This window comes from Aquibium sp. ELW1220, assembly GCF_030398385.1.
Classification (GTDB): domain Bacteria; phylum Pseudomonadota; class Alphaproteobacteria; order Rhizobiales; family Rhizobiaceae; genus Aquibium.
Genome location: NZ_JAOAOQ010000008.1, coordinates 12879 through 37659, shown reverse-complemented (window position 1 = coordinate 37659; position 24781 = coordinate 12879). Strand labels below are relative to the sequence as shown.

The following is a 24781-nucleotide window of genomic DNA, read 5'->3' as shown; positions in this document are numbered from 1 at the left end:
CGATTCCGGTTTCATGCCGTCCGGAGTTCGACCCCGGCAAGATATCGCTGCGCATCGAAAATGCAGTCGCGGAGGCAAATTGCCGCTTTGTTCGGCAAACGCCGGAAATCGTCCCTTTCACAGGCGCTTACGGGCGATTGCGCTTGATTTCCGCAGGCGAACACTCTGAAATGGTCGTCATAGGGGAGTATCTCAGTGACAGCGTTCGACGAGATGCGGCCGGACGGTTCGACCGTGCGAGATCCGTACCAGGGTTATGACGGTTGGCTGCAGTCGCAGGACAAGGCGCGACTGACCGAGAAGACGGGGGACGCCGAGCGTGTCTTCCGCAAGACGGGCATCACCTTCAACGTCTATGGCGAGACGGAGGCCGCCGAACGGCTGATCCCGTTCGACATCGTGCCGCGCATCATCTCGGGCCGCGAGTGGCGCCGGCTGACGCAAGGCATCGAGCAGCGCGTCGTCGCGCTGAACGCTTTCCTGGACGACATCTACCACCGCCAGGAGATCCTGCGCGCCGGGCGTATTCCCAAGGAACTGATCGCCGGCAACGAGGCCTTCCTGCCCGAGATGATCGGCGTGAAGCCGCCGGGCGGCGTCTACACCCACATCATCGGCGTGGACATCGTGCGCACCGGCGAGGACGAGTTCTACGTGCTGGAGGACAATGCCCGCACGCCGTCGGGCGTCTCCTACATGCTGGAGAACCGCGAGACGATGATGCAGCTCTTCCCCGAGCTGTTCCAGCAGGTCAAGGTGCGGCCGGTCGAGAACTATCCGCAGCTGCTGCGCCAGTCGCTGTCGCGGGTGCGGCCGAACGGCTGCCGCAAGGACGTGCCGCGCGTGGCGGTGCTGACGCCCGGCATCTACAACTCGGCCTATTTCGAGCACGCCTTCCTGGCCGACCAGATGGGCGTCGAGCTCGTCGAGGGCTCGGACCTGCGCGTCGTGGACGGTCGCGTGGCGATGCGCACGACCGAGGGATACAAGGAGATCGACGTGCTCTACCGGCGCGTCGACGACGATTTCCTCGATCCGCTGACCTTCCGGCCGGATTCCGCGCTCGGCATCGCCGGGATCATGGACGTCTACCGCGCCGGCAACATCACCATCGCCAATGCGCCTGGCACCGGCATTTCCGACGACAAGGCGATCTATTCCTACATGCCCGAGATCGTGGAGTTCTACACCGGCCGCAAGGCGCTGCTCGGCAACGTGCCGACTTGGCGCTGCTCGGAGGAGGACAGCCTCAAATACGTGCTGGAGCATCTCGAGGAACTGGTCGTGAAGGAGGTGCACGGCTCGGGCGGCTACGGCATGCTGGTGGGGCCGGCGGCGTCGAAGAAGGAGCGCGAGGCCTTCGCGGCCAAGCTCAAGGCGCGGCCGAAGAACTACATCGCCCAGCCGACCCTGTCGCTCTCGACCTGTCCGATCCTCACCGAAGCCGGCCTGTCGCCGCGCCACGTCGACCTGCGTCCCTTCGTGCTCGTTTCCGACAAGATCCAGATCGTGCCCGGCGGCCTGACCCGCGTGGCGCTGAAGGAAGGCTCGCTGGTGGTGAACTCCTCGCAGGGCGGCGGGACGAAGGATACGTGGGTGTTGGATGACTAGTGCGTGGTGGGGAGTGCGTAGTGAGTAGTGAGTAGTGATTGGGGCTCTGAAGTCGGGTTGGCGCCACGTCGTTGGAGGGGACTGCAACAATGGAGGGTGCGGAGCGCAAACTTGAAATCGGGACCTATCGCGATCTCGTTGTTTGGCAATACGCTATCGAACTGGCGGTGGCCTGTTGCGCCGCGACCAAGTCACTGCCCCGAGAAGAGGTCTATGGATTGACAAGCCAGATCCGCCGGGCCGCAGCCTCAGTGCCCGCCAACATTGCTGAGGGCTACGGCCGCGATGGTCGCGCCTCATTCATACAGTTCCTTCGCATCGCCCAGGGGTCGCTGAAGGAACTCGAGACTCATGTGATTCTAGCTGGCCGCCTTGACTACCTGAGCATCCCGACAAGCGAGCCGCTTCTCGGGAAGGCCGATGAGACAGGACGAATGCTGCGGAGCATGATCCGAAGCCTTCAGAGAAAAGATGAACGATGACCAGTCCAGTCGAATACGACCTCGTCTCCAAATGCCGTTCCGCGGCTGCTTTTCCTTCCTCGGATGAGAACGGACGCGGCACCGGTCCTGTCCCCACTCACTACTCACTACTCACCACTCACTCTTCGACCAACGCCGCAGCAGCGAATCGCGAGACCGCCTGACATGCTCCTCGGACGCACCGCCAACGGCCTCTACTGGATGAACCGCTACATCGAGCGCAGCGAGAACACGGCGCGGCTGGTGGATGCGGGGTTGCGGCTGGCGCTGACGCGCAGCGCCGATCCGAGCGAGGAATGGGCTTCGATCGTGGCGAGTGCCGGCGCCTCGATCGCCTTCAAGGAGCGCCACACCGATTTCACCGCCGAGAACGTGTCGGACTTCCTGCTGCGCGACACGTCCAATCCCGGCAGCGTGATGTCGGTGATGGAGACGGCGCGCAACAACGGCCGCATGGTGCGCACGGCGCTGACGCGCGAGACCTGGGAGAGCCTCAACGAGGCGTGGATGTCGATGAAGCGGATGCTGGCGCAGCCCATCGACGGCCGCGACCTGCCCAAGGTGCTCGACGCCATCAAGCGCGAGACGGCGCTGATCCGCGGCGCCTTCCACGGCACCATGCTGCGCAACGAGATCTTCGACTTCTCGCAGATCGGCGCCTTCGTGGAGCGGGCCGACAACACCGCCCGCATCCTCGACGTGAAGTACTACGTGCTCCTGCCCTCGGTCTCGTGGGTTGGCTCGACGCTCGACAACTACCAGTGGGAATCGATCCTGCGTTCGGTGTCGGCGCACCGGTCCTACCGCTGGGTCTACGACGCGGAGTACAAGCCGACGCTGATCGCCGACTACCTCATCCTCAACGGCCGCATGCCGCGCTCGCTGGCCTTCTGCTATCGCAACATCGCCGAGAGCCTGGGTTTCCTGGCCAGCGAGTACGGCGTTCGCCACCCCTGCCAGGACACCGCCGAGGCGATCCTGGGCAGGCTCAAGGTGAGCGCGGTCAAGGACATCTTCGACCAGGGGCTGCACGAGTTCCTGACCGACTTCATCGGCGACAACAACCGCCTGGGCAACGAGATCGCCCAGAACTACCGCTTCTACTGAAGCCGGAAGGACCCATGCGGCTCAAGATCATCCATCGGACAGAGTATAGCTACGAGGCGCCGCTCGGCTATGCGCTGCAGCGGCTGCGCCTGACGCCCTACAGCGGCGGCGCCCAGACCGTGCGCTCGTGGTCGCTTGCCATCGAGGGCGCGCGCGAGGAGGTGCGCTTCGTCGACCAGTTCGGCAACGAGACCATCCTGATCAGCGCCGAGGGCGGTCCGCACGCCATCGTGGTCGAGGTGCGCGGCGAAGTGGACGTCGTCGACACCACGGGCGTCACCGGCCTCCACCGCGGCTTTGCGCCGCTGTGGCTGTTCAAGGCGCCGACACCGCTGACCATGCCCGGCGAGGGTGTGGCGGCTCTCGTCGCCTCGATCGACGCGGACAGCGAACTGGAACGCCTCCACGCGCTGATGGCGACGGTCGCGTCGCAGATCGCCTACGTCAAGGGAACGACCGATTCCGCCACCGATGCGGAGGAGGCGCTGCAGCGGAAGTCGGGCGTCTGCCAGGATCACGCCCACGTGTTCGTTTCCGCCGCCCGTGCGCTCGGCTTCCCGGCACGCTACATCAGCGGCTATCTCTACTCCGGCGACGCGCCCGAGGAGGCCGCGAGCCATGCCTGGGCGGAAGCCCATGTCTCGCAGCTCGGCTGGGTCGGCTTCGACCCCTCCAACGACATGTGCCCCGACGACCGCTATGTGCGGCTTGCGACCGGACGCGACTATCGCGACGCCGTGCCAGTCTCGGGAATCCGTCATGGCAGCGGCGAGGAACGGCTTGCGGTCTCCGTCACCGTCGAGCAGTAGTGACGCCCGGGGGAAATCGGGCCGATTCGCTATCATGACCTATTGCGTTGGCATCAAGTTCGATCACGGACTTGCGTTCATGTCCGATACCCGGACGAACGCGGGTATCGACAGCATTTCGACGTTCAGAAAGATGTTCACCTGGTCCAAGTCGGGCGAGCGCGTCATCGTGCTCCTGGCTGCCGGCAACCTGGCGACGACACAGGCGGTGGTCAGCCTGCTCGACGAGCGTTCGAAGGCGCCGTCGGAGCGCATGCCGTCGCTGCTCGAGACGCCGTCCATGTTCCAGACCGCCCGCGTGGTGGGCAATCTGGTCAAGGAGGTGATCGCCAGTTCGGCGCCTGCGGGGCAGAGCCAGGACGCCTTCGGTGCCTCCTTCATTCTCGGCGGGCAGATCAAGGGCTCGGAGCCCAGGCTCTTCATGATCTACCCGGAGGGAAATTTCATCGAGGCCGGTTCGGACACGCCCTTCTTCCAGATCGGCGAGGCCAAGTACGGCAAGCCGATCCTGATCCGCGCCTATGACCGGAAGATGAGCTTCGAGGAAGCGGCCAAGCTGTTGATGGTGTCGTTCGATTCGACGCTCAAGTCGAACCTGTCGGTCGGCATGCCGCTCGACATGCTGTTCTACGAGCGCGACAGCTTCGAGATCGGTTTCCAGAAGCGGATCACCAACGACGATCCCTATTTCAGGACGATCTCGGACGGATGGTCGAACGCGCTGCGGACGGCCTTCGGCAGCCTGCCCGACTTCTCCATGTCATGAACCGTTGCCGGCGCCGAGCCCGTTGAGGTCCTGCAGCATGTCGAGCAGCGCCTCGATCCGCTCGCGACCGAGCTTCGCTTCCATCTCCGCGTAAATCGCCCGGCTGGCCGGCGTGACCTCGCGGATGAAGTCCAGTCCCTTCGTCGTGATCCGGATGACGGCGCGCCGCGCATCGGTCGCGTCGCGTTCACGGGTGACGAAGCCGCGGTCTTCCAGCGTCCGGACGATGCGGGTGAGGCTCGGTGCAAGCAGACAGGCGCGTGCGGCGAGTTCGGTCGCGTCGAGGGCGCCGGATTCGCCCAGCGTGCGCACCACGCGCCACTGCTGCTCGGTGATGTCGTGCGCGGCGAGCAGCGGCCTGAAATGCGACATGACCGCTTCGCGGGCGCGCAGGAGGGCGATCGGCAGCGAGCGGTTGGTGTCGCGCGGGATCAGGAGATCGTCGGGGCAGTTCGATCGGGAGGGTTTCATCCGTCGGGTCGCGCTCTCCTGCCATCCCGCCGCGGACGATGCGGCGCCGTGTCCCACAAAGGCATAGACGATCGTCCTGCGGATGGGAAATGGCCCAGCGCGCACTTTCGGGTGACAGCCGCGCCTGCCGCGCGGTAGGTAATCCGAGCATTGGCAGCGGGGAGACGACATGGACAGCGAAGCGTTCCGGCAGTGGTCGGTGAAGGCGGCGGAATGGGGCGCGGACTATCGCGAGAGCCTGCGCGACCGCCCCGTGCGGGCCCAGACCGTTCCGGGACAGATCGCTTCGGCCATCCCCGCAGCGCCGCCGGAGACGCCGGAGGCGATGGAAGCGATCTTCGCCGACTTCGAGACCACCATCGTGCCGGGCATGACGCACTGGCAGCATCCCCGCTTCTTCGCCTATTTCCCGGCCAACGCGGCACCCGTCTCCGTCGTGGCGGAGTATCTGGTCACGGCGATGGCCGCGCAGTGCATGCTCTGGCAGACCTCGCCTGCCGCCACCGAACTCGAAACGAAGGTGCTCGACTGGCTGCGCCAGGCGCTGGGCCTGCCGGACGGCTTCGTCGGCGTGATCCAGGACTCGGCCTCGTCGGCGACGCTGTCGGCGGTCCTGGTCATGCGCGAGCGCGCGCTCGACTGGAAGGGCAACAGCCATGGCCTTCCCGGACAGAAGCGGATCAGGATTTACTCGTCCGACCAGGTCCATACCTCGATCGACCGCGCCATCTGGGTCTCCGGTGTCGGCCAGGAGAACCTGGTGCGCATCCCGACCGAGGGCGCGTCGCGCCGCATGGACGCCGAGGCGCTCGAACGCGCCATCGAGGCCGACGTGGCCGCCGGCCATCTGCCTGCAGGCGTCATCGCCTGCGTGGGCGGAACGAGCGTCGGGGCCACCGACGATCTCGGAGCCATCTGTGCGGTGGCCAAACGCCACGGGCTCTACGTCCATGTCGACGCCGCCTGGGCCGGCTCGGCGATGATCTGCCCGGAGTTCCGCACCTTCTGGAAGGGCGTCGAGGAGGCCGATTCGGTCGTGCTGAACCCGCACAAGTGGCTGGGCGCGCAGTTCGACTGCTCGACGCATTTCCTGCGCGATCCCGACAGCCTGGTCCGAACGCTGGCGATCCAGCCGGAATATCTCAAGACGCACGGCAAGGACGGCCTGATCAACTATTCCGAATGGACCGTCCCGCTCGGCCGCCGGTTCCGCGCGCTGAAGCTCTGGTTCCTGATGCGGGCGCACGGGCTGGAGGGACTGCGCGGGATGATCCGCAACCACGTCGCGTGGGCGCAGGGCCTGGCCCGCCGGATCGGCAGCGAGCCGGAGTTCGAACTGGTGACGGAGCCGATGCTGTCGCTGTTCAGTTTCCGGCATTGCCCCAAGGGCGCTGCCGACCTCGACCGGCACAACATCGACCTCGTCAACCGCATCAACGACGCCGGTCGGATCTACCTCACCCAGACACGGGTGGACGGCGCCGTGGCGATCCGCTTCCAGGCCGGCCAGTTCGACGCGACGGAGGCGGATATCGCCGAGGCGTTCGACGCGATCCTGTCGGCGGCGCGGGAGATGTCGGCCGGGGGGTGAGGGCGGCCCACTGGACGGGCACGAGAAATCGCTTGCCAAGGCGCCGCTTTCGTTTTTCTGTAGAGGAAAATAAAACGAAAGAAGGGGGGAGCATGTTCCTGTCGCCGCGGCATTCGGCCATCATCGAGATGGCGAAGGAACAGGGGCGCGTCCTCGTCGAGGACCTCGCGCAGCATTTCGGGGTCACGCCGCAGACCATCCGCAAGGACCTGAACGACCTGTGCGACCAGCGTCTGCTGACGCGCGTGCATGGCGGCGCGCTGTTTCCCTCCGGCATCGAGAACATGGAGTACGAGGCGCGGCGCAAGATCGCGGCAGACGAGAAGGAGGCGATCGGCCGGGCGGCGGCGCGACTGATCCCCGACAATGCCTCGCTGTTCATCAACATCGGAACGACCACCGAGTCGGTGTCGAAGGCGCTGCTCGACCACAATGGCCTGATGGTCATCACCAACAACATCAACGTCGCGAACCGGATGCGGATCTACCCCTCGATCGAAGTGGTGATCGCCGGCGGCGTGGTGCGCGGCTCCGACGGCGGCATCGTCGGCGAGGCGGCGGTCGACTTCATCCGTCAGTTCAAGGTCGACTATGCCGTCATCGGCGCCTCGGCGATCGATCACGACGGCGCGCTGCTGGACTTCGACTTCCGCGAGGTGAAGGTGGCGCAGGCGATCATCGCCAATGCGCGGCACGTGATCCTGGTGGCCGACGGTACCAAGTTCGAACGCACGGCGCCGGTCAGGATCGGCCACCTGTCGCAGGTCAACACCTTCATCACCGACCGCTGCGACGTCGAGCCGATCCGCGCGATCTGCGCCGAGGCGGAGGTGCGGCTGATCGAGACCGGGAGGTAGCCGGCAGAGCGCGGTTCCTTTGCGCGCGTTTGACATTCGATTGGTTTTCACTTTAGTCATCTGCCGGGGAGGGGCGGACGGGTCGCGATGAGCGCACTGCCGGCCGCGGCCCGAGCAGCGGGAGACCGGCAGTCTCCCGCGACGTGTCAGGGAGGCATGACGACATGGGTTCCTTCATCCTGGCGATCGACCAGGGCACCACCTCGTCGCGGGCGATCGTCTTCGACGCCGACATGACGGTCGTGGCCGTCGGCCAGCAGGAGTTCCCGCAGATCTACCCGGCCTCCGGCTGGGTGGAGCACGATCCGGAGGCGATCTGGGACAGCGTGGTGTCCACCGTGAAGAGCGCGCTGAAGAAGGCGAAGCTGACGGCGAGCGACATCGCCGCCATCGGCATCACCAACCAGCGCGAAACGGTGGTGGTGTGGGACAAGGCGACCGGCGCGCCGATCCACAACGCCATCGTCTGGCAGGACCGGCGCACGGCGGCGATGTGCCAGAAGCTCAAGAAGGCCGGCCACGAGAAGATCTTTTCCAAGAAGACCGGCCTGCTGCTCGATCCCTATTTTTCCGGCACCAAGCTCGCCTGGCTGCTCGACACCGTGAAGGGCGCCCGCAAGCGCGCCGAGAAGGGCGAACTGCTCGCCGGCACGATCGACAGCTTTCTCATCTGGCGGCTGACAGGCGGGGCAAGCCACGTCACCGACGCCACCAACGCCTCCCGCACCCTGGTCTACAACATCGCGAAGAACCGCTGGGACGCCGAGCTCCTGAAGATCCTCGACATCCCGGCCGCCATGCTGCCGCAGGTGAAGGACTGCGCCGACGATTTCGGCGCGACCGATCCCGCGCTGTTCGGCGCGGCGATCCCGATCCTCGGCGTCGCCGGCGACCAGCAGGCGGCCACCATCGGCCAGGCCTGCTTTGCGCCCGGCATGATCAAGTCGACCTACGGCACGGGCTGCTTTGCCGTGCTCAACACCGGTGAGGACCTCGTCCGCTCCAAGAACCGGCTGCTCTCGACGATCGCCTACAGGCTCGACGGCCGGACGACCTATGCGCTGGAAGGCTCGATCTTCGTGGCGGGTGCCGCGGTGCAGTGGCTGCGCGACGGCATCAAGGTGATCGGCAAGGCCGAGCACAGCGGCGAACTGGCCGCACAGGCCGACGACGGCCAGGAGGTCTATCTGGTGCCGGCCTTCGTGGGGCTTGGCGCGCCGCACTGGGATCCGGACGCGCGCGGCGCGATGTTCGGGCTGACCCGCAATACGGGGCCGGCGGAATTCGCCCGCGCTGCGCTCGAATCGGTCGCCTTCCAGACCCGCGACCTGCTCGACGCGATGGGCAAGGACGCGAGGGGCGTCGCGGCGAGCACGGTGCTGCGGGTCGACGGCGGCATGGTCGCCTCGAATTGGGCGATGCAGCGGCTGGCCGACATCATCGACGCGCCGGTCGACCGGCCGAAAATCCTCGAGACCACCGCGCTGGGTGCCGCCTGGCTCGCGGGCTCGAAGGCCGGCGTCTGGCCGGATGCGAAGGAATTCTCGCGCCAGTGGGCGCTCGACCGCCGCTTCGAGCCGGCGATGGACGCCGCCGAGCGCAAGCGCAAGGTCAGGGGCTGGAAGGACGCGGTGCGGCGGACGCTGTCGACGACCTGACGGAATTCGACTGGGGAGAATGTCGCCGCCCGTTCCGCAGCGCTTGCGGGGGCAGGCGCATGGCCCTATGAGACCGTCTCGACATGACATCTGACCCGGCCTTCCCGATCTATCCGCACCGGCATCTGCTCGGCATCAAGGACCTGTCGCCGGGCGACATCGAGCTGTTGCTCGACCGGGCCGAGAAGGCGGTGGCGATCTCGCGCCAGCCCGAGAAGAAGACGTCGACGCTGCGCGGCCGCACGCAGATCAACCTCTTCTACGAGGCCTCCACCCGCACCCAGTCCTCCTTCGAACTCGCGGGAAAGCGGCTCGGCGCCGACGTCATGAACATGTCGGTGGCGAGTTCGTCGGTGAAGAAGGGCGAGACGCTGATCGACACCGCCATGACGCTCAACGCCATGCGGCCCGACATCCTGATCATCCGGCATTCCTCGGCCGGGGCCGCCGCGCTGCTTGCCCAGAAGGTCGGCTGCTCGGTGGTCAATGCCGGCGACGGCGCGCATGAGCACCCGACCCAGGCGCTGCTCGACGCGCTGACCATCCGACGTGCGAAGGGGCAGATCGGCCGGTTGACCGTGGCGATCTGCGGCGACATCCTGCATTCGCGCGTGGCGCGGTCGAACATCATCCTGCTCAACGCGCTGGGGGCTGCGGTACGGGTCGTGGCGCCTTCGACGCTGCTGCCGTCCGGCATCCGCGACATGGGCGTGACCGTCTACAATTCGATGGCCGAGGGGCTGAAGGGCGTCGACGTCGTCATGATGCTCAGGCTGCAGCGCGAGCGCATGACCGGTGCCATGGTGCCGTCGGTGCGCGAGTATTTCCGCTATTTCGGCCTCGATGCCGAGAAGCTGAAGGCTGCCAACGACGGCGCGCTGGTGATGCATCCAGGCCCGATGAACCGCGGCGTGGAGATCGCGTCGGAGATCGCCGACGGGCCGCAGAGCGTCATCCAGGAACAGGTGGAGATGGGCGTGGCGGTTCGCATGGCCGTGATGGAAGCACTGCTCGATCCGCGCCGCGATCCGGAGGGCCGCGCATGAGGGCGCCCGCGATCGGCACCACGGTCTTTGCCAATGCGCGCGTGGTCGATCCCGCGCGCGGGCTGGACGAGCGCGGCACGGTGATCGTCGTCGACGGCGCGATCGCCGCCGCCGGCGCCTCCGCCCTGAACCAGGGCGTGCCGGAGGGTGCGACCGTGATCGATTGCCGGGGCAGGGCGGTGCTGCCCGGCCTCGTCGACGGCCGCGTCTTCATCGGCGAGCCGGGCGGCGAGCACCGCGAGACCATCGCGTCCGCCAGTGCTGCGGCCGCGGCCGGCGGCGTCACCTCGCTGGTCATGATGCCCGACACCAACCCGATCATCGACGAGGTGTCGCTGGTCGAGTTCGTGCTGCGCACCGCGCGCGACACGGCCGCGATCAACATCCATCCGGCCGCCGCCGTCACGCGTCATCTCGAAGGCCAGGAACTCACCGAGTTCGGCCTGATGCGCGAAGCCGGCGCGGTGGCCTTTACCGACGGGCGCAACTCCATCCGCAGCCCGCTGGTCATGCGCCGGGCGCTGACCTATGCGCGCGATTTCGGCGCGGTCGTCGCCAACGAGACGCAGGACGCCGATCTCGCGGGCGCGGGCGTCATGAACGAGGGGCTGTTCGCAAGCTGGCTCGGCCTGCCCGGCATCCCGCGCGAGGCCGAGGCTATCCCGCTCGAGCGCGACCTTTTGCTCGCGCGCCTGACCCGCAGCGCCTACCACGCCGCCAAGATCTCGACCTCGCTGTCGGCCGGCGCGGTGGCCCGGGCCAAGAACGACGGCGCCAGGGTGACCGCCGGCATCTCGATCAACCATCTGTCTCTCAACGAGAACGACGTCGGCGAGTACCGCACCTTCTTCCGCCTGTCGCCGCCGCTGCGCGCGGAGGAGGACAGGCTGGCCATGGTGGAGGCCGTGCGCGACGGCACGATCGACATCATCGTCTCCTCGCACGACCCGCAGGACGTCGACACCAAGCGGCTGCCCTTCGCCGATGCCGCCGACGGCGCGATCGGGCTGGAGACGCTGCTTTCGGTCGCGCTCCGGCTGCACCACAATGGCGACGTGCCGCTGCTGCGTCTGGTCGAACTGCTCTCCACGGCCCCCGCGAAGCTCTTCGGCCTGCCGGGCGGCACGCTCAGGCCCGGCAGCCCGGCGGACCTGATCCTCGTCGATCTCGACGAGCCCTGGGTGGTGCGCGAGGCCGGGATCCGCTCGCGGTCGAAAAACACCTGTTTCGAAGGCGCGCGGCTGCAGGGCCGGGTCTTGCAAACGCTGGTGGCGGGCCGCACAATCTTCACCGCAGCATAGAGGCCGGCGAGGGTCGCCCTCGGCCGGCGCAGGAGTGCCGATGCCCGATCCGAACAGCTGGCAGCTCGCCCTGCCCACGCTCCTCGCCGCCCTCGTCTTCGGCTATCTCCTCGGCTCCATTCCCTTCGGGCTGCTGCTCACCCGGGCGGCGGGCCTGGGCGACGTGCGCAAGATCGGCTCCGGCAACATCGGCGCCACCAACGTCCTGCGCACCGGCAACAGGAAGCTCGCCGCGGCGACGCTGCTGCTCGACGCGCTGAAGGGCACGGCGGCCGTGCTTCTCGCCGGCCTGATCGGGCCCGACCACGCGCTGATCGCCGGCCTCGGCGCCTTCCTCGGCCATCTCTACCCGGTCTGGCTCGGCTTCAGGGGCGGCAAGGGGGTGGCGACCTATCTCGGCGTGCTGGTCGCGGTGGCCTGGCAGGGCGCTCTGGTCTTTGCCGCCGCCTGGCTCGCGGTCGCCTTCCTCACCCGCTACTCCTCGCTCGCCGCCCTGGTCGCGGCCGTCGCCGTGCCGGTGGCGCTCTACATCCTCGGCTTCGGCCGGGCAGCGGAACTCTTCGTGCTCCTGAGCCTCATCGTCTTCGTCAAGCACCGCGCCAACATCCGCCGGCTCCTGTCGGGAACCGAATCGCGGATCGGGGCCAAGGGATGACCCCCGGGCCGGTCTCTGGGCCCCGGCTGCTCGGAGACCGGCAGCGGCTCCACTGGCTGCGCCTGATCCGCACCGACAATGTCGGCCCGGCGACCTTCCGCGACCTGATCAACCGCTTCGGTTCGGCCGAGAAGGCCATCGAGCGCCTGCCGGAACTGATCCGCGCGGGCGGCGCCCAGCGCCTGCCGCGCATCTGCAGCGTCGAGGAGGCTGAGGCCGAACTCGACGCGCTGGCCCGGCTCGGCGCGCGGCTGATCGCGCTCGGCGAGCCGGACTATCCGCCGCTCCTACGGATGATGGACCTGCCGCCGCCGCTGGTGACGGTGCTGGGCGAGCCGGCGGTGTTCCAGCTGCCGCCGGTGGCGATCGTCGGCGCCCGCAACGCATCGCTCGCCGGCATCAAGATCGCCCGCAGCTTTGCCGCCGAACTCGGCCGCGAGGGCTATGCGGTGGTCTCGGGCCTCGCGCGCGGCATCGACACCGCCGCCCACGAGGGCAGCCTCGGAACCGGCACGATCGCGGTGCTGGCCGGCGGCATCGACCGGCCCTATCCGCCCGAGAACCTGCCGCTGCTCGCCGAGATCACCCGCCGCGGCGGCGCCGCGATCTCCGAGATGCCGCTCGGCTGGGAGCCGCGGGCGCGCGACTTTCCGCGCCGCAACCGCATCATCGCCGGCCTGTCGCACGGCCTCGTCGTGGTCGAGGCCGCCCTGCGCTCCGGCTCGCTGATCTCGGCGCGGCTGGCGGCCGAGATGGGCCGGCTGGTCTTCGCCGTCCCCGGCTCGCCGCTCGATCCGCGCGCGGCCGGCACCAACGGGCTGCTCAAGGACGGCGCGACGCTGGTCACGGAAGCCCGCGACATCCTCGAACAGCTGGCGCCGCTGATCGGCGCGCCGCTGCCGCCGGCGACCTCGCTGGAAGAGCCGCCCGACTTCACCGCCACGCGCCAGCCCGACGACGGCGACCGCGCCCGCGTCGTCGAATGCCTCGGCACCACCCCCACCGCCATCGACGAAATCATCCGCCACACCGGCCTGCACCCCGCGCAGGTGTTCATGGTGCTGCTGGAACTCGACCTCGCCGGCCGCCTGGAGCGGCATGCAGGGGGCAAGGTGTCGCTGCTGTTCGGGGATTGAGCGGGGAGGGGACGCTCCAAACGGCAAGGTCAGGCGCAGATCGATGCAGCCGTCGAGGTGCTGCCGTAGGACTGAACGAAGGCTGCGATGCGAGCGGGCCGTTTCAGGAAACTGGCCGCTTTGCCGGGTTCGGGTCGAGCCGTCGGTCGGTCGCTCAGATTCGGAAGCCGGGACGGAGAAGGCCGGGTACCTAGTGGCCGGCTACGTCTCCTTCGGCCCCGGCGTTGGTTTTGGCACCAGTGCTGGATCTACTCGGTCGCGGCGCGGGTCGTCAGCCGCTCCAGCGCCTTCGTCATCGCCCCGAACGCCTCGTCCGCGCCGTCCACATTGCGCCGATCGCGCAACGTGCGGGGATCCTCGTAGGCGATGCGGGTCTGGCCGCCGTCGTCGTAGATGAGGACGCGCAAGGGGAGGTCGAGGCCGGCCGTCGGCGCAGCGGCGATGATCGGCGTGCCGATCGCCGGGTTGCCGAAGATCACAACCTGCATGTCATCGAGTTCGGCGTCGATCGATCGCGCGCCCTTGGCATGGTCGATCCGCGCGAAGACGGTTGCGCCGGCGCCTTCCGCCGCCGCGACGAGACGATCGGCCGTCTCCGGGACGCTGAACGCACTGTCGCGCTGGACGAGGTCCTGCGCGTTCGCCGTCAGAACCATGGCGGCAAAAGCCGCGCCTGCGAATAGGATCTTCATGCTGGGGCTCCTGTTGCTCCGTTGCGGACCGAAAGCCGCTGTCGCCTGTGATCGTTCCGATTGCGCATGTCACGACGGTTCACGACTTCGTTGCGGCAGGACCCCGATGACGGATCGCACCGATCGTGCGGGCGCAGCCCTGCACAGCCACGAAAGGAACGCACCTACTCGTCGACGATGCCTGCCTCCGGATGGAAGGCGTGGGCGACGAAGGCGAAGGTGATGTCGTGGGCGACGTCCTGGCCGTCCTTCGTGACGCGCACCGTGCCGACGTCGCGCCCGTCGGCGATCCGCGAGGCGTCCAGCGCCGACGCCACGCCGCCCTCGAAGACGATCCGGTAGCCGTCCTTCTCGTAGCCGTTCGATCGAACCGATTCGAGCGTGACGACGAGGGGAACGCCGACGGTTCGGACCACCACCACCCTGGCCATGGCCGGAATGCCGTCGGGGAGCTCGCCTCTGTAGAGGAACGGCACGGTTGCCATGTCGTAGCTGGCATAGGGATTGCGGCCGTAATCGCGAAAGCCCGGATCGTTGGGAACCAGCACCGGTCCCCGTGGATGGGCTGCCCGGAACGCACCGAAAGCGACGATGCGCGACGGCAGGATCCTGAGCTCCTGCCCGGTCAGGTCGCCTGCGATCGCCTCGCCCGTGAACTGTTGCCACCAGCTCTCGGTCTGCCGGTCGTACATGACCAGGTCGGAGTTGCGCAGCTTGCCTGTCGTGCCGAATTCGAGCACGCGTCCGCCGAGCATGCGGTCGAAGACGATCGCGGCATTGCAGAGCGGGCAGTAGGTTACGGCGACGGGCCGGTCGCCCACGACGTCGTTGGCGATCTCGTGCCAGGTCAGGACGCGCAGCGGATAGGCCCGCACGTCCGCGCCGATGCCGAACTGGATGACCGGCTCGCGATCGGCCACTCCGGTCACCTGCGCCGCGGGCAGGAAGGCCGGATCGTCGATCGAGGGAATGCCGTCGCGCGGCGGACCGCCCGATAGGATGTCCTCTGCCGGCACCGACATGCGCGTGAAGTCCGTCTTCCAGCCTTCGCTCGTCCAGTCCTGGGGGGCGGCCCGGGCGGTGCCCTGGCCGACGATGACGCAGGCGGCCAGCAGCAGGGTTCCGATCAGGGATCGCACGTCACGCCTCCCGGTCTTGATCCGTTTGGGGTCGCATGGGAGCATCCTCGCACTTCACGGTCCAATCACCCTTCCGTTCGTCGGCCGTGGCCGCAAGGCACAACGGGGAAGTTTCGCGATCCGGCCGATCCGACGGTTTTCGGTCCGCCAAGGCGATTCAGCGCCTGTATCGGCTCCACAGAAGCCTCAGCCCGATCGGCAGGAGTGTCATGCCCCCGATCGGGGCGGCGATCGCGATCATTCCGGCTGGACCGCCCAACACGAACTCGTCGCCGAAGAACGCGAAGAGGAAGCTGATCGGTATCACGCCGAGCCGCGTGGCGAGCGCGAAGCGCCATAAGGAAAGCGCCGTCAGCCCGGCGACGCAACTGACCGCGGATCGTGCCGGGCCGGATGGAGTGACGAGATGCAGGAGCCGGCGCCCGTTTCCCGGCGCGCCCGCCACCCTGAACCGGCTGCGGCGACCGCGGCTTTCCCTTCAGCAGGAGTAGATTTTCTGCCTGCCCGCAAACCCCTTGAACTCCACCTCGGCCGTGACCTGCGGTGCCGTGCACAGGTACTCCGCGACAGCTGCTGAGGCGACGTGCCTGAGCGACAGGTCCGAGGCGGCCGAAAGCAGCCGCGCCGCATAGCTGACGGGCCTGCCGATGGCGGTGAAGTCGAGCCGGCCGGCGCCGCCGATGTTGCCGTAGTGGAAGCGGCCGGCATGCAGCGCCCAGCGGAAGGCGACCTCCTTGCCGACCGGCGCTTCGGCGAGCCTCTCCTCGCTTTCCATGATGGTCTGGCGCGCAGACCGCACCGCGGCGTCGATCCGCCGGTCCTCGTCGTAGGGGAAGATGGCGAAGAAGCCGTCGCCGAGGAATTTCAGGATTTCCCCGCCATTCGCCGCGACCAGGGGCACGACGACGTCGAAGGCGTCGTTGAGCGTCTCCACCATCTGCTGGCCGGTCAGGGTGTTCGACAGGTCGGTGAAGCCGATCAGGTCGGCGAAGAGGATGGCAGCAGCGATCTCCTCGCCATCGCCGCGGTGGACGCGACCCTGCAGGATCTGCATCCCGCTGCCGCGACCGGCATAGGTCGAGATGATGCAGGCGGCGTTCATCCTGAGCAGATGGGCCTCCACGATCCGCGCGAGCGGCTGGCGCACCCGCTCCAGCGCGGCGAGATGCTCGGCGGAGAAGCCGGCCGGATGCCTGGTCGAGAAGGTCGCCGCATGCGTTTCTCCGGTCGTGAAGATCAGCGGCTGGGCGAGGTAGTCGGTGAAGCCCTCGTCGCGAAGTTCGCCCAGGATGGTGAATTCGCTCAGTGCGGCCGGGCTGGTCAGCATGCGCCGGACCGACGTCTGGCGCGCGGTGACCAGGGGAAGCGGGTTCTTCAGGTACTGGTCCTGCGAGAACAGGCTGATCGGCCCTTCCTGCATCGTGACGCCCTCGGCCCCGGTCCACAGGAACCGGCGGGCGGCGACGTTGGGATGCAGCGTGTTGATGAAGAGGCCGAAGCGGTCGAGCGGAAGGCCGGCGGCGACCAGCCGCCGGCACAGCTCCTCGACGAAGGACTGCGTGCTCGTTGCCGACCGTGCGCCGTCGGTCAGCCAGGCGATGAGGAGATCGACCTGGCGCGTATCGACGCCGGAGTGCTCGGCAACGGGTTCGAACTGCGTGGTGGCAAGCATGGTCTGGTTCCTTTCGATCGTCTTTTTTTTATCGGGAGCCGGCGGCTTGGCCGGCTAGCGGCCGAGCCCTGATCCGTCCGGCGCGGGGCGTCCGCGCCGGATCAGGTTCATCAGTCGCCGGGGCCGAGGCCCGGCCCAATCAGCGCGCGGCCTGATCGGCGCCCCGCGCCGCCTCGTCGATGACGTCTGCCACGACGTCCGGCTGCGTCATGAACACGGCGTGGCTGGCGGCGACTTCCGTCACCGTCGCGCCGATCCTCTCGGCCATCGCGTGCAGCATCTTCTGGTCGAAGGCCTTGTCGTCGGTCGCGATCACCGCCCAGCTCGGCTTCTGCCGCCATGCGGCGTTGGCGAGCGTCGTGCCGAAGGAGGACATGGCGATCGGCACCTGCGAATCCCGCAGGAAGGCCGCATCGGCCTCGCTGGCGTCGGCGGCAAACCCTGCGGCGAAGGCTTCCGGCCTGATGAAGCCGAAGCCGTCCGCGCCGATGTCGAGGACGAATTCGGGCGGGGTGGTGAAGCCGTCATACTGCTGCGCGGTGGTCTCGCCGGCGTCCGGCGACAGCGCGGAGACGTAGACCAGGCTGCGGACCTGCGGATGGCCCCCCGCCTCGGTTATCACCGTTCCGCCCCAGCTGTGGCCGACCAGGACGACCGGCCCGTCCTGGCGGTCGAGCGCCCGCTTCGTCGCGGCGACGTCGTCTTCGAGCGATGTCAGCGGGTTCTGCACGATCGTGACCTTGTAGCCGCGGGCGGTGAGCCGGTCGTAGACGCCGCGCCAGCCGGAGCCGTCCGCGAAGGCGCCATGGACGAGGACGACGTTGCGGGTCTGCTGCGCGTCCGGGATGCGGTCGGCCGCGTAGGCGGCGCCGGCGGCGGCCATTCCGAAGGCCGCGGCCGTCGCTGCGAGAAGGCGGGTGGTGGTGGACATGGTGAGCTCCTTTATATGTGGTGATAACGTTTATTGCGATAAAAGAACTAGCAGGCGAGCGGGGACCTGTCCAGCATAATTCTTATCGCGATATTCCTTTTTGCGATCGGATGCGCTACGGACGTATCGAAGGAGGTCCCCGATGCCCAAGCCCAACCCGCCGCTGCCGCTCGACCAGCAGCTCTGCTACGCCATCTATTCGGCCGGAATGGCCGTCCAGCGCGTCTACAAGCCGCTCCTCGACGAACTGGGGCTGACCTATCCCCAGTACCTCGTGCTCAATGTCCTGTGGCGCGAGGACTCCCAGACCGTCGGCCGGATCGCCGACGCGCTGGCGCTGGAATCGAGCACGCTGACGCCCTTGCTCAAGCGTCTGGAGACGGCAGGCCTCGTGCGCCGCGCCCGCAATCCCGAAAACGAGCGCCAGGTCGTCGTCGCGCTGACCGATGCCGGGCGCGACCTGCGTTCGCGTGCGGGCTGCCTTGCCGATGCCCTGCTGTCGACGTCCGGGCAGGAACCGGCGCATCTGAATGCGATCGCCTCCGACCTGCGCGGGCTCCGTGACGCCATCTATGCGCGGTCCGGCGACTGGAGCGTGGCAGGCTGAATAGCGAGCCGCCCGACCGGCCCCGAGGTGTCTAGGCGGTCGGGATCGTGCCGCCGTCGATCACGAATTCCGTCCCCGTGATGCTGGCGGCGCGATCGGAAGCGAGAAACGCGATCAGGCTGGCGACTTCCGCAGGGCTCGACGGGCGGCCGAGCGGAATCCCGCCGAGCGCGGCCATGATCCGGCGCTTGCCCTCTTCGGCATCGGCGCCGGCTTCTGCGCCCACGCGTTCGGCGAGGTGGACCGCCGCTTCCGTCTCGATCCATCCGGGCGAGACGCGGACGACGCGGACGCCCTTGGGCGACACCTCCTTCGACAGTGCCTTGCTGTAGGTGGAAAGTGCTGCCTTCGCCGCCGCATAGGCCGTCGTCGCCTCCGGCAGCGGCAGGGTGCGCTGGATGGAGGTGACGTGGATGATCACGCCGCCGCCGGTCGCGACCATGCCGGGCGCCAGCGCGCGATCGAGCCGCACGGCAGGCATCAGGTTGAGATCGAGTTCCCGGCGCCATTCGCCGTCGCCGAGCGCTGCGAACCCTCCGGCCGGAGCCGACGAACCGCCGAGCATGTGGACGACGATGTCCACGCCGCCCCAGCGGTCCTGCACCGCGGCTGCAAGCGTCTCGCAACCTTCGGCCGAGGTCAGGTCCGCGGCGACGAAGCCGATGCCGTCGTTGAGCGTGTCCGGCCGGCTGCGCGCGCTGGTCATGACCGCGGCGCCGAGGTCGCGAAACAGCCGCACCGTTGCGGCGCCCGCGCCGCGTGTTCCGGACGTGACGAGCGCGCGCTTGCCTTCGAGCGTGACGAACGGGGTCATGGCACGATCTCCAGCGCGGCGATCCGGTCGCCGTCCAGCGTGAACACGTAGCGCAGATCGACCGGGCTGCCGGGGAAATTGCCCGCGATCCGACCGGTCACGACCATGCGGCCGTCGTCCTGCGACAGCGCAAAGGGCTCGACCGTGTAGGAATAGGCCGTCGACGCCTGCGCCTTCCAGCGGCGGATCGCCTCCCGGCCGGCATGCGTCCGACGTTCGTCCTTCACGACGCCTGTGTCGCCGAAGCAGGCGGCGACCGCATCGGCGTCCCGGCTCCGGTCTGCTTCGAAATAGGCCGCGATCGGCCTGGGGAACTCGATATTCATCCGTCATCTCCGTCTCTTGCATCGGCCGGTGCCTTGCACGGCTGTCCGTCGATGGCTGCAACATAAGGCTGGACGGCCATCGCGATAATTGAGACAAAGCTGGACGTCACAGTGCAGAAATCGGGATTATGCCACGCCACGGTCTCGTCGAGCTGGAAGCTGTCCTTGCCGTAGCGGCGCGGGGCTCGTTCCGCGCGGCAGCACTCGAACTCGGCCTGTCGACGACGGCGCTGAGCAACCTGATCGCCAAGGTCGAGCGGCAGCTCGGCGTGCGCCTGTTCAACCGCACCACGCGCAGCGTCTCGCTGACCGATGCCGGACGTACCTTCGTCGATCAGGTGGCGCCGGCACTCCGGGACATCCAGGACGCGATGGCGGCGGTGCGGTCACAGCAGGACACGCCGTCGGGAACGTTGCGCATCAACGCCTTCGCGAGCGGGGCCCGCGAAGTTCTGGCGCCGCTGGTCCTGCCGTTCCTGCGGCGGCACCCGCAGGTGCATGTCGATCTCGTCACGGAAGGACGGATCGTCGACATCGTCGCCGAAGGGTTCGACCTGGGGCTGCGCACCGCGGATCTCGTGCCGAGCGACATGATCGCGGTTCCCGTCGGCGTCCCGCGCAGCTTCGCCGTCGTCGGCACCCCGTCCTACTTCGACGCTCATGGCCGGCCGCGCGTGCCCCCGGATCTGCTCGGCCACTCCTGCATCCGCATCCGCCTGCCCGACGGCGCACCCTATCGCTGGCACTTCGAGAAGGATGGCAATCCGGTCCAGATCGACGTTGCCGGACCGATCACCCTCGACGAGTCTTCTCTGTCCCGGATCGCCGTTCTCGACGGGGTCGGCATCGGCTTCTTCATGGAAGCGGACGTCCGCGACGACGTCGCCGCGGGGAGGCTCGAACGCGTCCTGCTGGACTGGACGCCTCCGACCGTCCCGCTCTGCCTCTATTACCCTGGCCGCAAGAACCCTTCCGCCGCCTTCCGCGCCTTCATCGACATGGCGCGGGAGATGGGCAAGGCAGCGACACGGGGATGAGGAATGCGACGTCGGTGGTGTGCTTCGGCGAAAGTCTGATCAGGCCGCCTCGACCGTCGAGTATGAATTCGTGACGACGGCTGCACTGCGGGGGCGGACAAGGAATGCATGATCCTGCTTCCCGCCATGGCGACAAGGTCGATGCCGCGGCCGGTGCGGACTCCTTCCGGAACTCACATTGTTTAGCCGGCCAGGGCGACCGATAGGGGCCCCGGTCAAGATTCCCGCCTCGCACGGCAGCCCTGAAGGCTCATGGCTCCCTTGTCCAAGCGGATAATCACCGCCGCGGACCCGCTCTCGCTGTGGCGGGGAAGGGGCCGTCTGTCGTGCCCGATCAGATCGCCCGGTCAGCCGAACATCGCCTCGATGGTCGAAGCGATCCTCAGCAGCGCTCGGTCGCGATACCATGGCGCGCAGAGCTGCAGGCCGACGGGCAGTCCCTTCGACGTCCGGCCGCAAGGCAGCGAGATCGCCGGGTGGCCCGTCAGGTTCTGCGGGAAGGTGAAGGGATACCAGGCGCCGCGCACCGTGCCTTCGTTGTGGCCGTCGATCGTGATGTCGCCGGTCGGATCGACCTCTATCGGCAGTGGCGGTGCCGTGAGTGTGGGGGATACGACGAGATCGAAGGTTGCGAACAGCGATTGCACGACCTGGAAGAGTCCGGTCCGCGCCGCTGTCGCCTGCGCGAGTTCGATAGCCGAGCAGGCCGTTCCGAGCGCGATGGTGTCGAGCAGGGATTGCGACACGAACGCTTCGCGTCCTTTCACCATCGGGCCGGTGCGGGCGGCCAGCCCGACACGCAGAATGGTGAGGAACACAGCCTCGTAGGACTTGAAGTCGATCTCCATCGGTTCGACCCGGGCACCTTCGGCTTCCATCGCACGGACCGCCCGCCCGGTGATCGTCGCGACCTCGCCCTCCACCCGGGCGCCGCCCTGGGCGATCCAGGCGACCCGCAGTCCCTTGAGCGAAGGATTGCCCGGCTCGTGCAGCATTACCGCCGCCTGGCCGTAGGGATCGCGCGGATCGGCTCCGGCGATTGCCGCAAACAACAGTTCGGCGTCGGCCACGGTGCGCGCCATCGGCCCGACGTAGGAATTGGCCCCGAAGAGGTCGGGCAGCTGCAGGTGCGGCACGACCCCGAGCGTCGGCTTGAACCCGACCACGCCGCAGCAGGCGGCCGGAATGCGGATCGAGCCGCCGCCGTCGGTGCCGAGTGCGAGCGGCCCCATGCCAGCCGCAACCGCGACCGCCGCGCCGGAACTCGAAGCGCCGGGCGTGACGCCGGCATCGATCGGATTGAGCGTGCGACCGAACAGCGGCGAGGTCGGCGACTGCACATGGCCGAATTCCGGCGTGGTGCTCTTGCCGATCAGGATCGCGCCGGCCCTGCGGGCGCGCGCCACCGCGACGGCATCCTCGGTCGGAACGTTCGTTTCGAACAGGCGCGAGCCCATGGTGGTGCGCACGCCCGCCGTATTGATCAGGTCCTTGACCGAGTAGGGGATGCCGAACAGCGGCGGAAGATCCTCTCCGGCCATCATGCTGGCTTCAGCGGCGCGCGCTTCGGCACGCGCTTGCTGCGTGGCGACGGTAATGAAGGCGTTGAGGTCGGCGCGTGCCGCCATCCGGTCGAGCACCGCATCGGTCACCTCGACGGGCGACAGCGCCTTGCGGCGATACTGCGCGGCGAGTTCGGTGGCGGTGAGATCGGCAATGTCGGTCATGGTCGTCGCTCTCAGATCATCCACCGGCCGCCATCGATCAGCAGGCTCTGGCCCGTGATGAAGCGCGCCTCGTCGCTGGCAAGGAAGGCTACGGCGGCGGCAACGTCCTCGGGTTCGCCGACGAAGCCCGCTGGCGTGGCCGCCTTGATCCTGTCGATGACGGCGGCCGGCACGAGGTCGTGCGCGCGGGTGCGGATCGCACCCGGCGCGACGGCGTTGACGGTCACGCCATGCGGCGCGAGTTCGCGTGCGAGCGAGCGCGTGAAGCCGACGATTCCCATCTTGGCGGCCGCATAGTCGGCGAGCCCGGCATCGCCCGCGAAGGCCGCGTCACTCGCCATGTTGACGATGCGCCCGCCATGCGCGCGCATGTCGCCGACGACGAGGCGCGACAGCCGCATGGCGCTGAACAGGGACACTTCCATGACGAAGCGCCAGACCTCTTCGCTCGATGCGTGGAACGGTGCCGAGCGTTCGCGCCCGCTCTGCCCGACATTGTTGACCAGGATATCCACCCGTCCGAACCGCGCCACGGTCCGGGCATGGTAGCTTTCGAGCACCTCGCCGTCGGTACAGTCGCCGTCGATCGCGAACAGTCTTTCCGCCTCCGCTGCGCCCGTGTCGGCGGTCAGCCCCGCGGTTGCGAGGTCGAGAACGCCGACGCGGGCGCCCTCGGCCAGGAAGCGCCTGGCGATGGCCGCGCCGATGCCTGCGCCGCCGCCACTGACGATCACGACACGGTCCCTGAAGCGTTGGGCGGCGATCATCCCGAGGTCCTCAGTGGAAGGTCCGGCCGCCATCCACCGCGATCGTCGTCCCGGTGATGTAGGACGCGTCGCGACTGGTCAGGAAGGCGATCACGGCGGCGATCTCGTCGGGATCCGCAATGCGCGCCAGCGCATATCGGTCCCGTACTGCCTGCAGCGCGAGCTCCGGATCGCTCGATGGCAGCGAACCGCGAAACAGCTCCGTGTCGACGGCGCCTGGGCACACGATGTTGACGCGAACCCCGTAATCCGCTGCTTCGATGGCGAGCGCCTTGGAAAACATCTGAAGGCCGGCCTTGGAAGCACCGTAGGCGGTGCGATGCCGCAGCGGCTGCAGGCCCGCGCCCGACGACACGTTGACGATCGATCCATGTCCCGCCGCGCGCAGATGCCGGACGGCCTGGCGGCAGACCAGCATCGGCCCCGTCAGGTTGACGGCCATCAGCCGCTGCCATTGCTCGTCTTCCATGGCCTCGATCGGGCATTCGAGATCGATGCCGGCCGAATTGACGATGCCGTCGAGCCCTCCGAGAGCATCGGCTGAATCGTCCACGGCGCGGCGGACACCGCCGGCATCGGTCAGATCCGCCACGATGCATCGGAGTTCGTCCCGCGGGGCCAGTGCTGCGAGCGCCGCTTCGTCGCGATCGAGGCAGGCGACCCGTGCACCACCCGCCAGGAAACGCTCCACGCTCGCGCGCCCGATGCCACGGGCGCCACCCGTCACGAGAATTCGTCGGCCGGTGAAGTCGCCGCTCATGCGGCTGCCTTTTCGAGGCCTGGACGCATCGCCTCGACCATTTCGTCGCAGCGGCCGATCCAGACGTCGCCATGCTTCAGCGCATGTTCGATCAGCCGTTCCAGAACGCCGATGCGTGACGGCTGGCCGATGATCTGCGGATGCATGCCGACCATCATCATGCGCTTTTCCGCGTAGAGCACGTCGAATTCGGCGGTCCAGGCCTCCGACAGCGCCGACGGCGCCTGCATCGTGCGGCCCGGCAGGACGATCGAGTACTGGAAGAAGGGCGCGTCATCGAGCACCCAGCGGAACGGCAGTTCCACGATCTTCGTCTTCCGGCCCTCGACCATGTGGAGATAGGGCGAGTCGTCGTCGAAGAAATTGGAGGAATAGTCGAAGCCGTACTCGACCAGCATCGGCATGGTGATCGGACTGATCTCGGCCGCGGGCGAACGCCAGCCGCGCGGTGGATGGCCCGCGACGCGCTTGATCGCGTCGTACCCCTTCTGCATCTCCTCGCGCTCCTGTTCGGGCGTGAGGTTGAGGATCCAGGAATGCGTGTAGCTGTGGTGGGCGATCTCGTGGCCGCCCTCCAGAATGCGCTCCATCAGGTCCGGGCGCTGGTCGATGATCAGGCCGGGGATGAAGAAGGTCGTCTTCAGCCCGTAGCGCGCCAGCAGCTTCAGGATGCGATCGGTGCCGACTTTCCAGCCATAGGCGCCCTGGGACATCAGGACGGGGCGGTTCGCATAGGAGGGGTCCCGCGCTGTCCACATCGTCTCGGCATCGAGATCGAAGGTCAGGAAGAGGGGAAAGCCCCGGCTGGTGAGATGCATG

General features: G+C 67.8%; 26 protein-coding genes. 14 read left to right on the top strand and 12 right to left on the bottom strand.

Annotated elements, in window-relative coordinates; translation table 11 throughout:
• Positions 1-195: 195 nt before the first annotated feature.
• From N1F91_RS09795 to N1F91_RS09775, 5 genes are all read left to right on the top strand, one after another.
• Complete coding sequence (locus N1F91_RS09795; RefSeq protein ID WP_289991764.1) at positions 196-1611, top strand: circularly permuted type 2 ATP-grasp protein; 1416 nt, start codon at positions 196-198, stop codon at positions 1609-1611.
• An 89-nt stretch (positions 1612-1700) separates the two neighbouring features.
• Positions 1701-2093, top strand: coding sequence for a four helix bundle protein (locus tag N1F91_RS09790; RefSeq protein WP_289991763.1), 393 nt, complete (start codon positions 1701-1703; stop codon positions 2091-2093).
• Between the two features lie 165 nt (positions 2094-2258).
• Complete coding sequence (locus N1F91_RS09785; protein WP_289991762.1) at positions 2259-3200, top strand: alpha-E domain-containing protein; 942 nt, start codon at positions 2259-2261, stop codon at positions 3198-3200.
• Between the two features lie 14 nt (positions 3201-3214).
• Complete coding sequence (locus N1F91_RS09780; RefSeq protein ID WP_289991761.1) at positions 3215-4009, top strand: transglutaminase family protein; 795 nt, start codon at positions 3215-3217, stop codon at positions 4007-4009.
• 34 nt (positions 4010-4043) lie between these two features.
• Complete coding sequence (locus N1F91_RS09775) at positions 4044-4775, top strand: proteasome-type protease (RefSeq protein ID WP_289991760.1); 732 nt, start codon at positions 4044-4046, stop codon at positions 4773-4775.
• Here N1F91_RS09775 and hpaR read toward each other — a convergent pair.
• Entirely contained in the window at positions 4770-5246 is a 477-nt protein-coding gene (hpaR, locus tag N1F91_RS09770) for a homoprotocatechuate degradation operon regulator HpaR (RefSeq protein ID WP_289991759.1), read from the bottom strand. The genes N1F91_RS09775 and hpaR overlap by 6 nt on opposite strands.
• 169 nt (positions 5247-5415) lie before the next feature.
• Here hpaR and N1F91_RS09765 point away from each other — a divergent pair, with 169 nt between their 5' ends.
• From N1F91_RS09765 to dprA, 7 genes are all read left to right on the top strand, one after another.
• Complete coding sequence (locus N1F91_RS09765; protein WP_289991758.1) at positions 5416-6837, top strand: pyridoxal-dependent decarboxylase; 1422 nt, start codon at positions 5416-5418, stop codon at positions 6835-6837.
• Positions 6838-6929: 92 nt separating this feature from the next.
• The gene (locus N1F91_RS09760; RefSeq protein WP_289991757.1) at positions 6930-7694 is read left to right on the top strand and encodes a DeoR/GlpR family DNA-binding transcription regulator; all 765 of its coding nucleotides are present in this window, start codon (positions 6930-6932) and stop codon (positions 7692-7694) included.
• A 164-nt stretch (positions 7695-7858) separates the two neighbouring features.
• Positions 7859-9352, top strand: coding sequence for a glycerol kinase GlpK (gene glpK, locus N1F91_RS09755; RefSeq protein WP_289991755.1), 1494 nt, complete (start codon positions 7859-7861; stop codon positions 9350-9352).
• 83 nt (positions 9353-9435) lie between these two features.
• Positions 9436-10398, top strand: coding sequence for an aspartate carbamoyltransferase catalytic subunit (locus N1F91_RS09750; RefSeq protein ID WP_289991754.1), 963 nt, complete (start codon positions 9436-9438; stop codon positions 10396-10398).
• An 11-nt stretch (positions 10399-10409) separates the two neighbouring features.
• Positions 10410-11699, top strand: a complete 1290-nt coding sequence (locus N1F91_RS09745) for a dihydroorotase (protein WP_289991957.1) — start codon at positions 10410-10412, stop codon at positions 11697-11699.
• Between the two features lie 40 nt (positions 11700-11739).
• Positions 11740-12354, top strand: coding sequence for a glycerol-3-phosphate 1-O-acyltransferase PlsY (gene plsY / locus N1F91_RS09740; RefSeq protein WP_289991753.1), 615 nt, complete (start codon positions 11740-11742; stop codon positions 12352-12354).
• Positions 12351-13490 (top strand): DNA-processing protein DprA, encoded by a 1140-nt coding sequence (gene dprA, locus N1F91_RS09735; RefSeq protein ID WP_289991752.1) that lies wholly within the window; start codon positions 12351-12353, stop codon positions 13488-13490. Before plsY ends, dprA begins: the two co-directional genes overlap by 4 nt.
• 248 nt (positions 13491-13738) lie before the next feature.
• Here the strand turns inward: dprA and N1F91_RS09730 are convergent, their stop codons facing one another.
• From N1F91_RS09730 to N1F91_RS09710, 5 genes are all read right to left on the bottom strand, one after another.
• The gene (locus N1F91_RS09730; RefSeq protein WP_289991751.1) at positions 13739-14182 is read right to left on the bottom strand and encodes a DUF302 domain-containing protein; all 444 of its coding nucleotides are present in this window, start codon (positions 14180-14182) and stop codon (positions 13739-13741) included.
• 164 nt (positions 14183-14346) lie between these two features.
• Positions 14347-15321 (bottom strand): DUF3179 domain-containing protein, encoded by a 975-nt coding sequence (locus N1F91_RS09725; protein WP_289991750.1) that lies wholly within the window; start codon positions 15319-15321, stop codon positions 14347-14349.
• A gap of 157 nt (positions 15322-15478) precedes the next feature.
• Positions 15479-15766, bottom strand: a complete 288-nt coding sequence (locus tag N1F91_RS09720; RefSeq protein WP_289991749.1) for a hypothetical protein — start codon at positions 15764-15766, stop codon at positions 15479-15481.
• Positions 15767-15799: 33 nt separating this feature from the next.
• Positions 15800-16993 carry an adenylate/guanylate cyclase domain-containing protein gene (locus N1F91_RS09715; protein ID WP_289991748.1) on the bottom strand — a complete coding sequence of 398 codons (1194 nt, stop codon included), beginning with the start codon at positions 16991-16993 and terminating at the stop codon, positions 15800-15802.
• Positions 16994-17132: 139 nt separating this feature from the next.
• Complete coding sequence (locus N1F91_RS09710) at positions 17133-17924, bottom strand: alpha/beta hydrolase (protein WP_289991747.1); 792 nt, start codon at positions 17922-17924, stop codon at positions 17133-17135.
• 142 nt (positions 17925-18066) lie between these two features.
• Here N1F91_RS09710 and N1F91_RS09705 point away from each other — a divergent pair, with 142 nt between their 5' ends.
• Entirely contained in the window at positions 18067-18531 is a 465-nt protein-coding gene (locus N1F91_RS09705; RefSeq protein WP_289991746.1) for a MarR family transcriptional regulator, read from the top strand.
• Between the two features lie 31 nt (positions 18532-18562).
• Here the strand turns inward: N1F91_RS09705 and N1F91_RS09700 are convergent, their stop codons facing one another.
• A complete protein-coding gene (locus N1F91_RS09700) occupies positions 18563-19345 on the bottom strand; it encodes an SDR family oxidoreductase (protein ID WP_289991745.1) in 783 nt (260 codons plus the stop codon).
• Positions 19342-19671 carry a nuclear transport factor 2 family protein gene (locus N1F91_RS09695; protein WP_289991744.1) on the bottom strand — a complete coding sequence of 110 codons (330 nt, stop codon included), beginning with the start codon at positions 19669-19671 and terminating at the stop codon, positions 19342-19344. Before N1F91_RS09695 ends, N1F91_RS09700 begins: the two co-directional genes overlap by 4 nt.
• A gap of 128 nt (positions 19672-19799) precedes the next feature.
• On the opposite strand from N1F91_RS09695, the gene N1F91_RS09690 reads away from it, so the two are divergent.
• Positions 19800-20708, top strand: coding sequence for a LysR family transcriptional regulator (locus tag N1F91_RS09690; RefSeq protein WP_289991743.1), 909 nt, complete (start codon positions 19800-19802; stop codon positions 20706-20708).
• 347 nt (positions 20709-21055) lie between these two features.
• On the opposite strand, the gene N1F91_RS09685 is transcribed toward N1F91_RS09690, so the two are convergent.
• From N1F91_RS09685 to N1F91_RS09670, 4 genes are read right to left on the bottom strand one after another with little or no spacing between them, the layout of a single operon-like run.
• Positions 21056-22435, bottom strand: a complete 1380-nt coding sequence (locus tag N1F91_RS09685) for an amidase family protein (RefSeq protein ID WP_289991742.1) — start codon at positions 22433-22435, stop codon at positions 21056-21058.
• Between the two features lie 11 nt (positions 22436-22446).
• The gene (locus tag N1F91_RS09680; protein ID WP_289991740.1) at positions 22447-23202 is read right to left on the bottom strand and encodes an SDR family NAD(P)-dependent oxidoreductase; all 756 of its coding nucleotides are present in this window, start codon (positions 23200-23202) and stop codon (positions 22447-22449) included.
• Positions 23203-23212: 10 nt separating this feature from the next.
• On the bottom strand, positions 23213-23962 hold the full coding sequence (locus tag N1F91_RS09675) for an SDR family NAD(P)-dependent oxidoreductase (protein ID WP_289991739.1): 750 nt from the start codon (positions 23960-23962) through the stop codon (positions 23213-23215).
• Positions 23959-24780 carry a polysaccharide deacetylase gene (locus tag N1F91_RS09670; protein ID WP_289991738.1) on the bottom strand — a complete coding sequence of 274 codons (822 nt, stop codon included), beginning with the start codon at positions 24778-24780 and terminating at the stop codon, positions 23959-23961. Before N1F91_RS09670 ends, N1F91_RS09675 begins: the two co-directional genes overlap by 4 nt.
• Between the last annotated feature and the right edge of the window lies 1 nt (position 24781).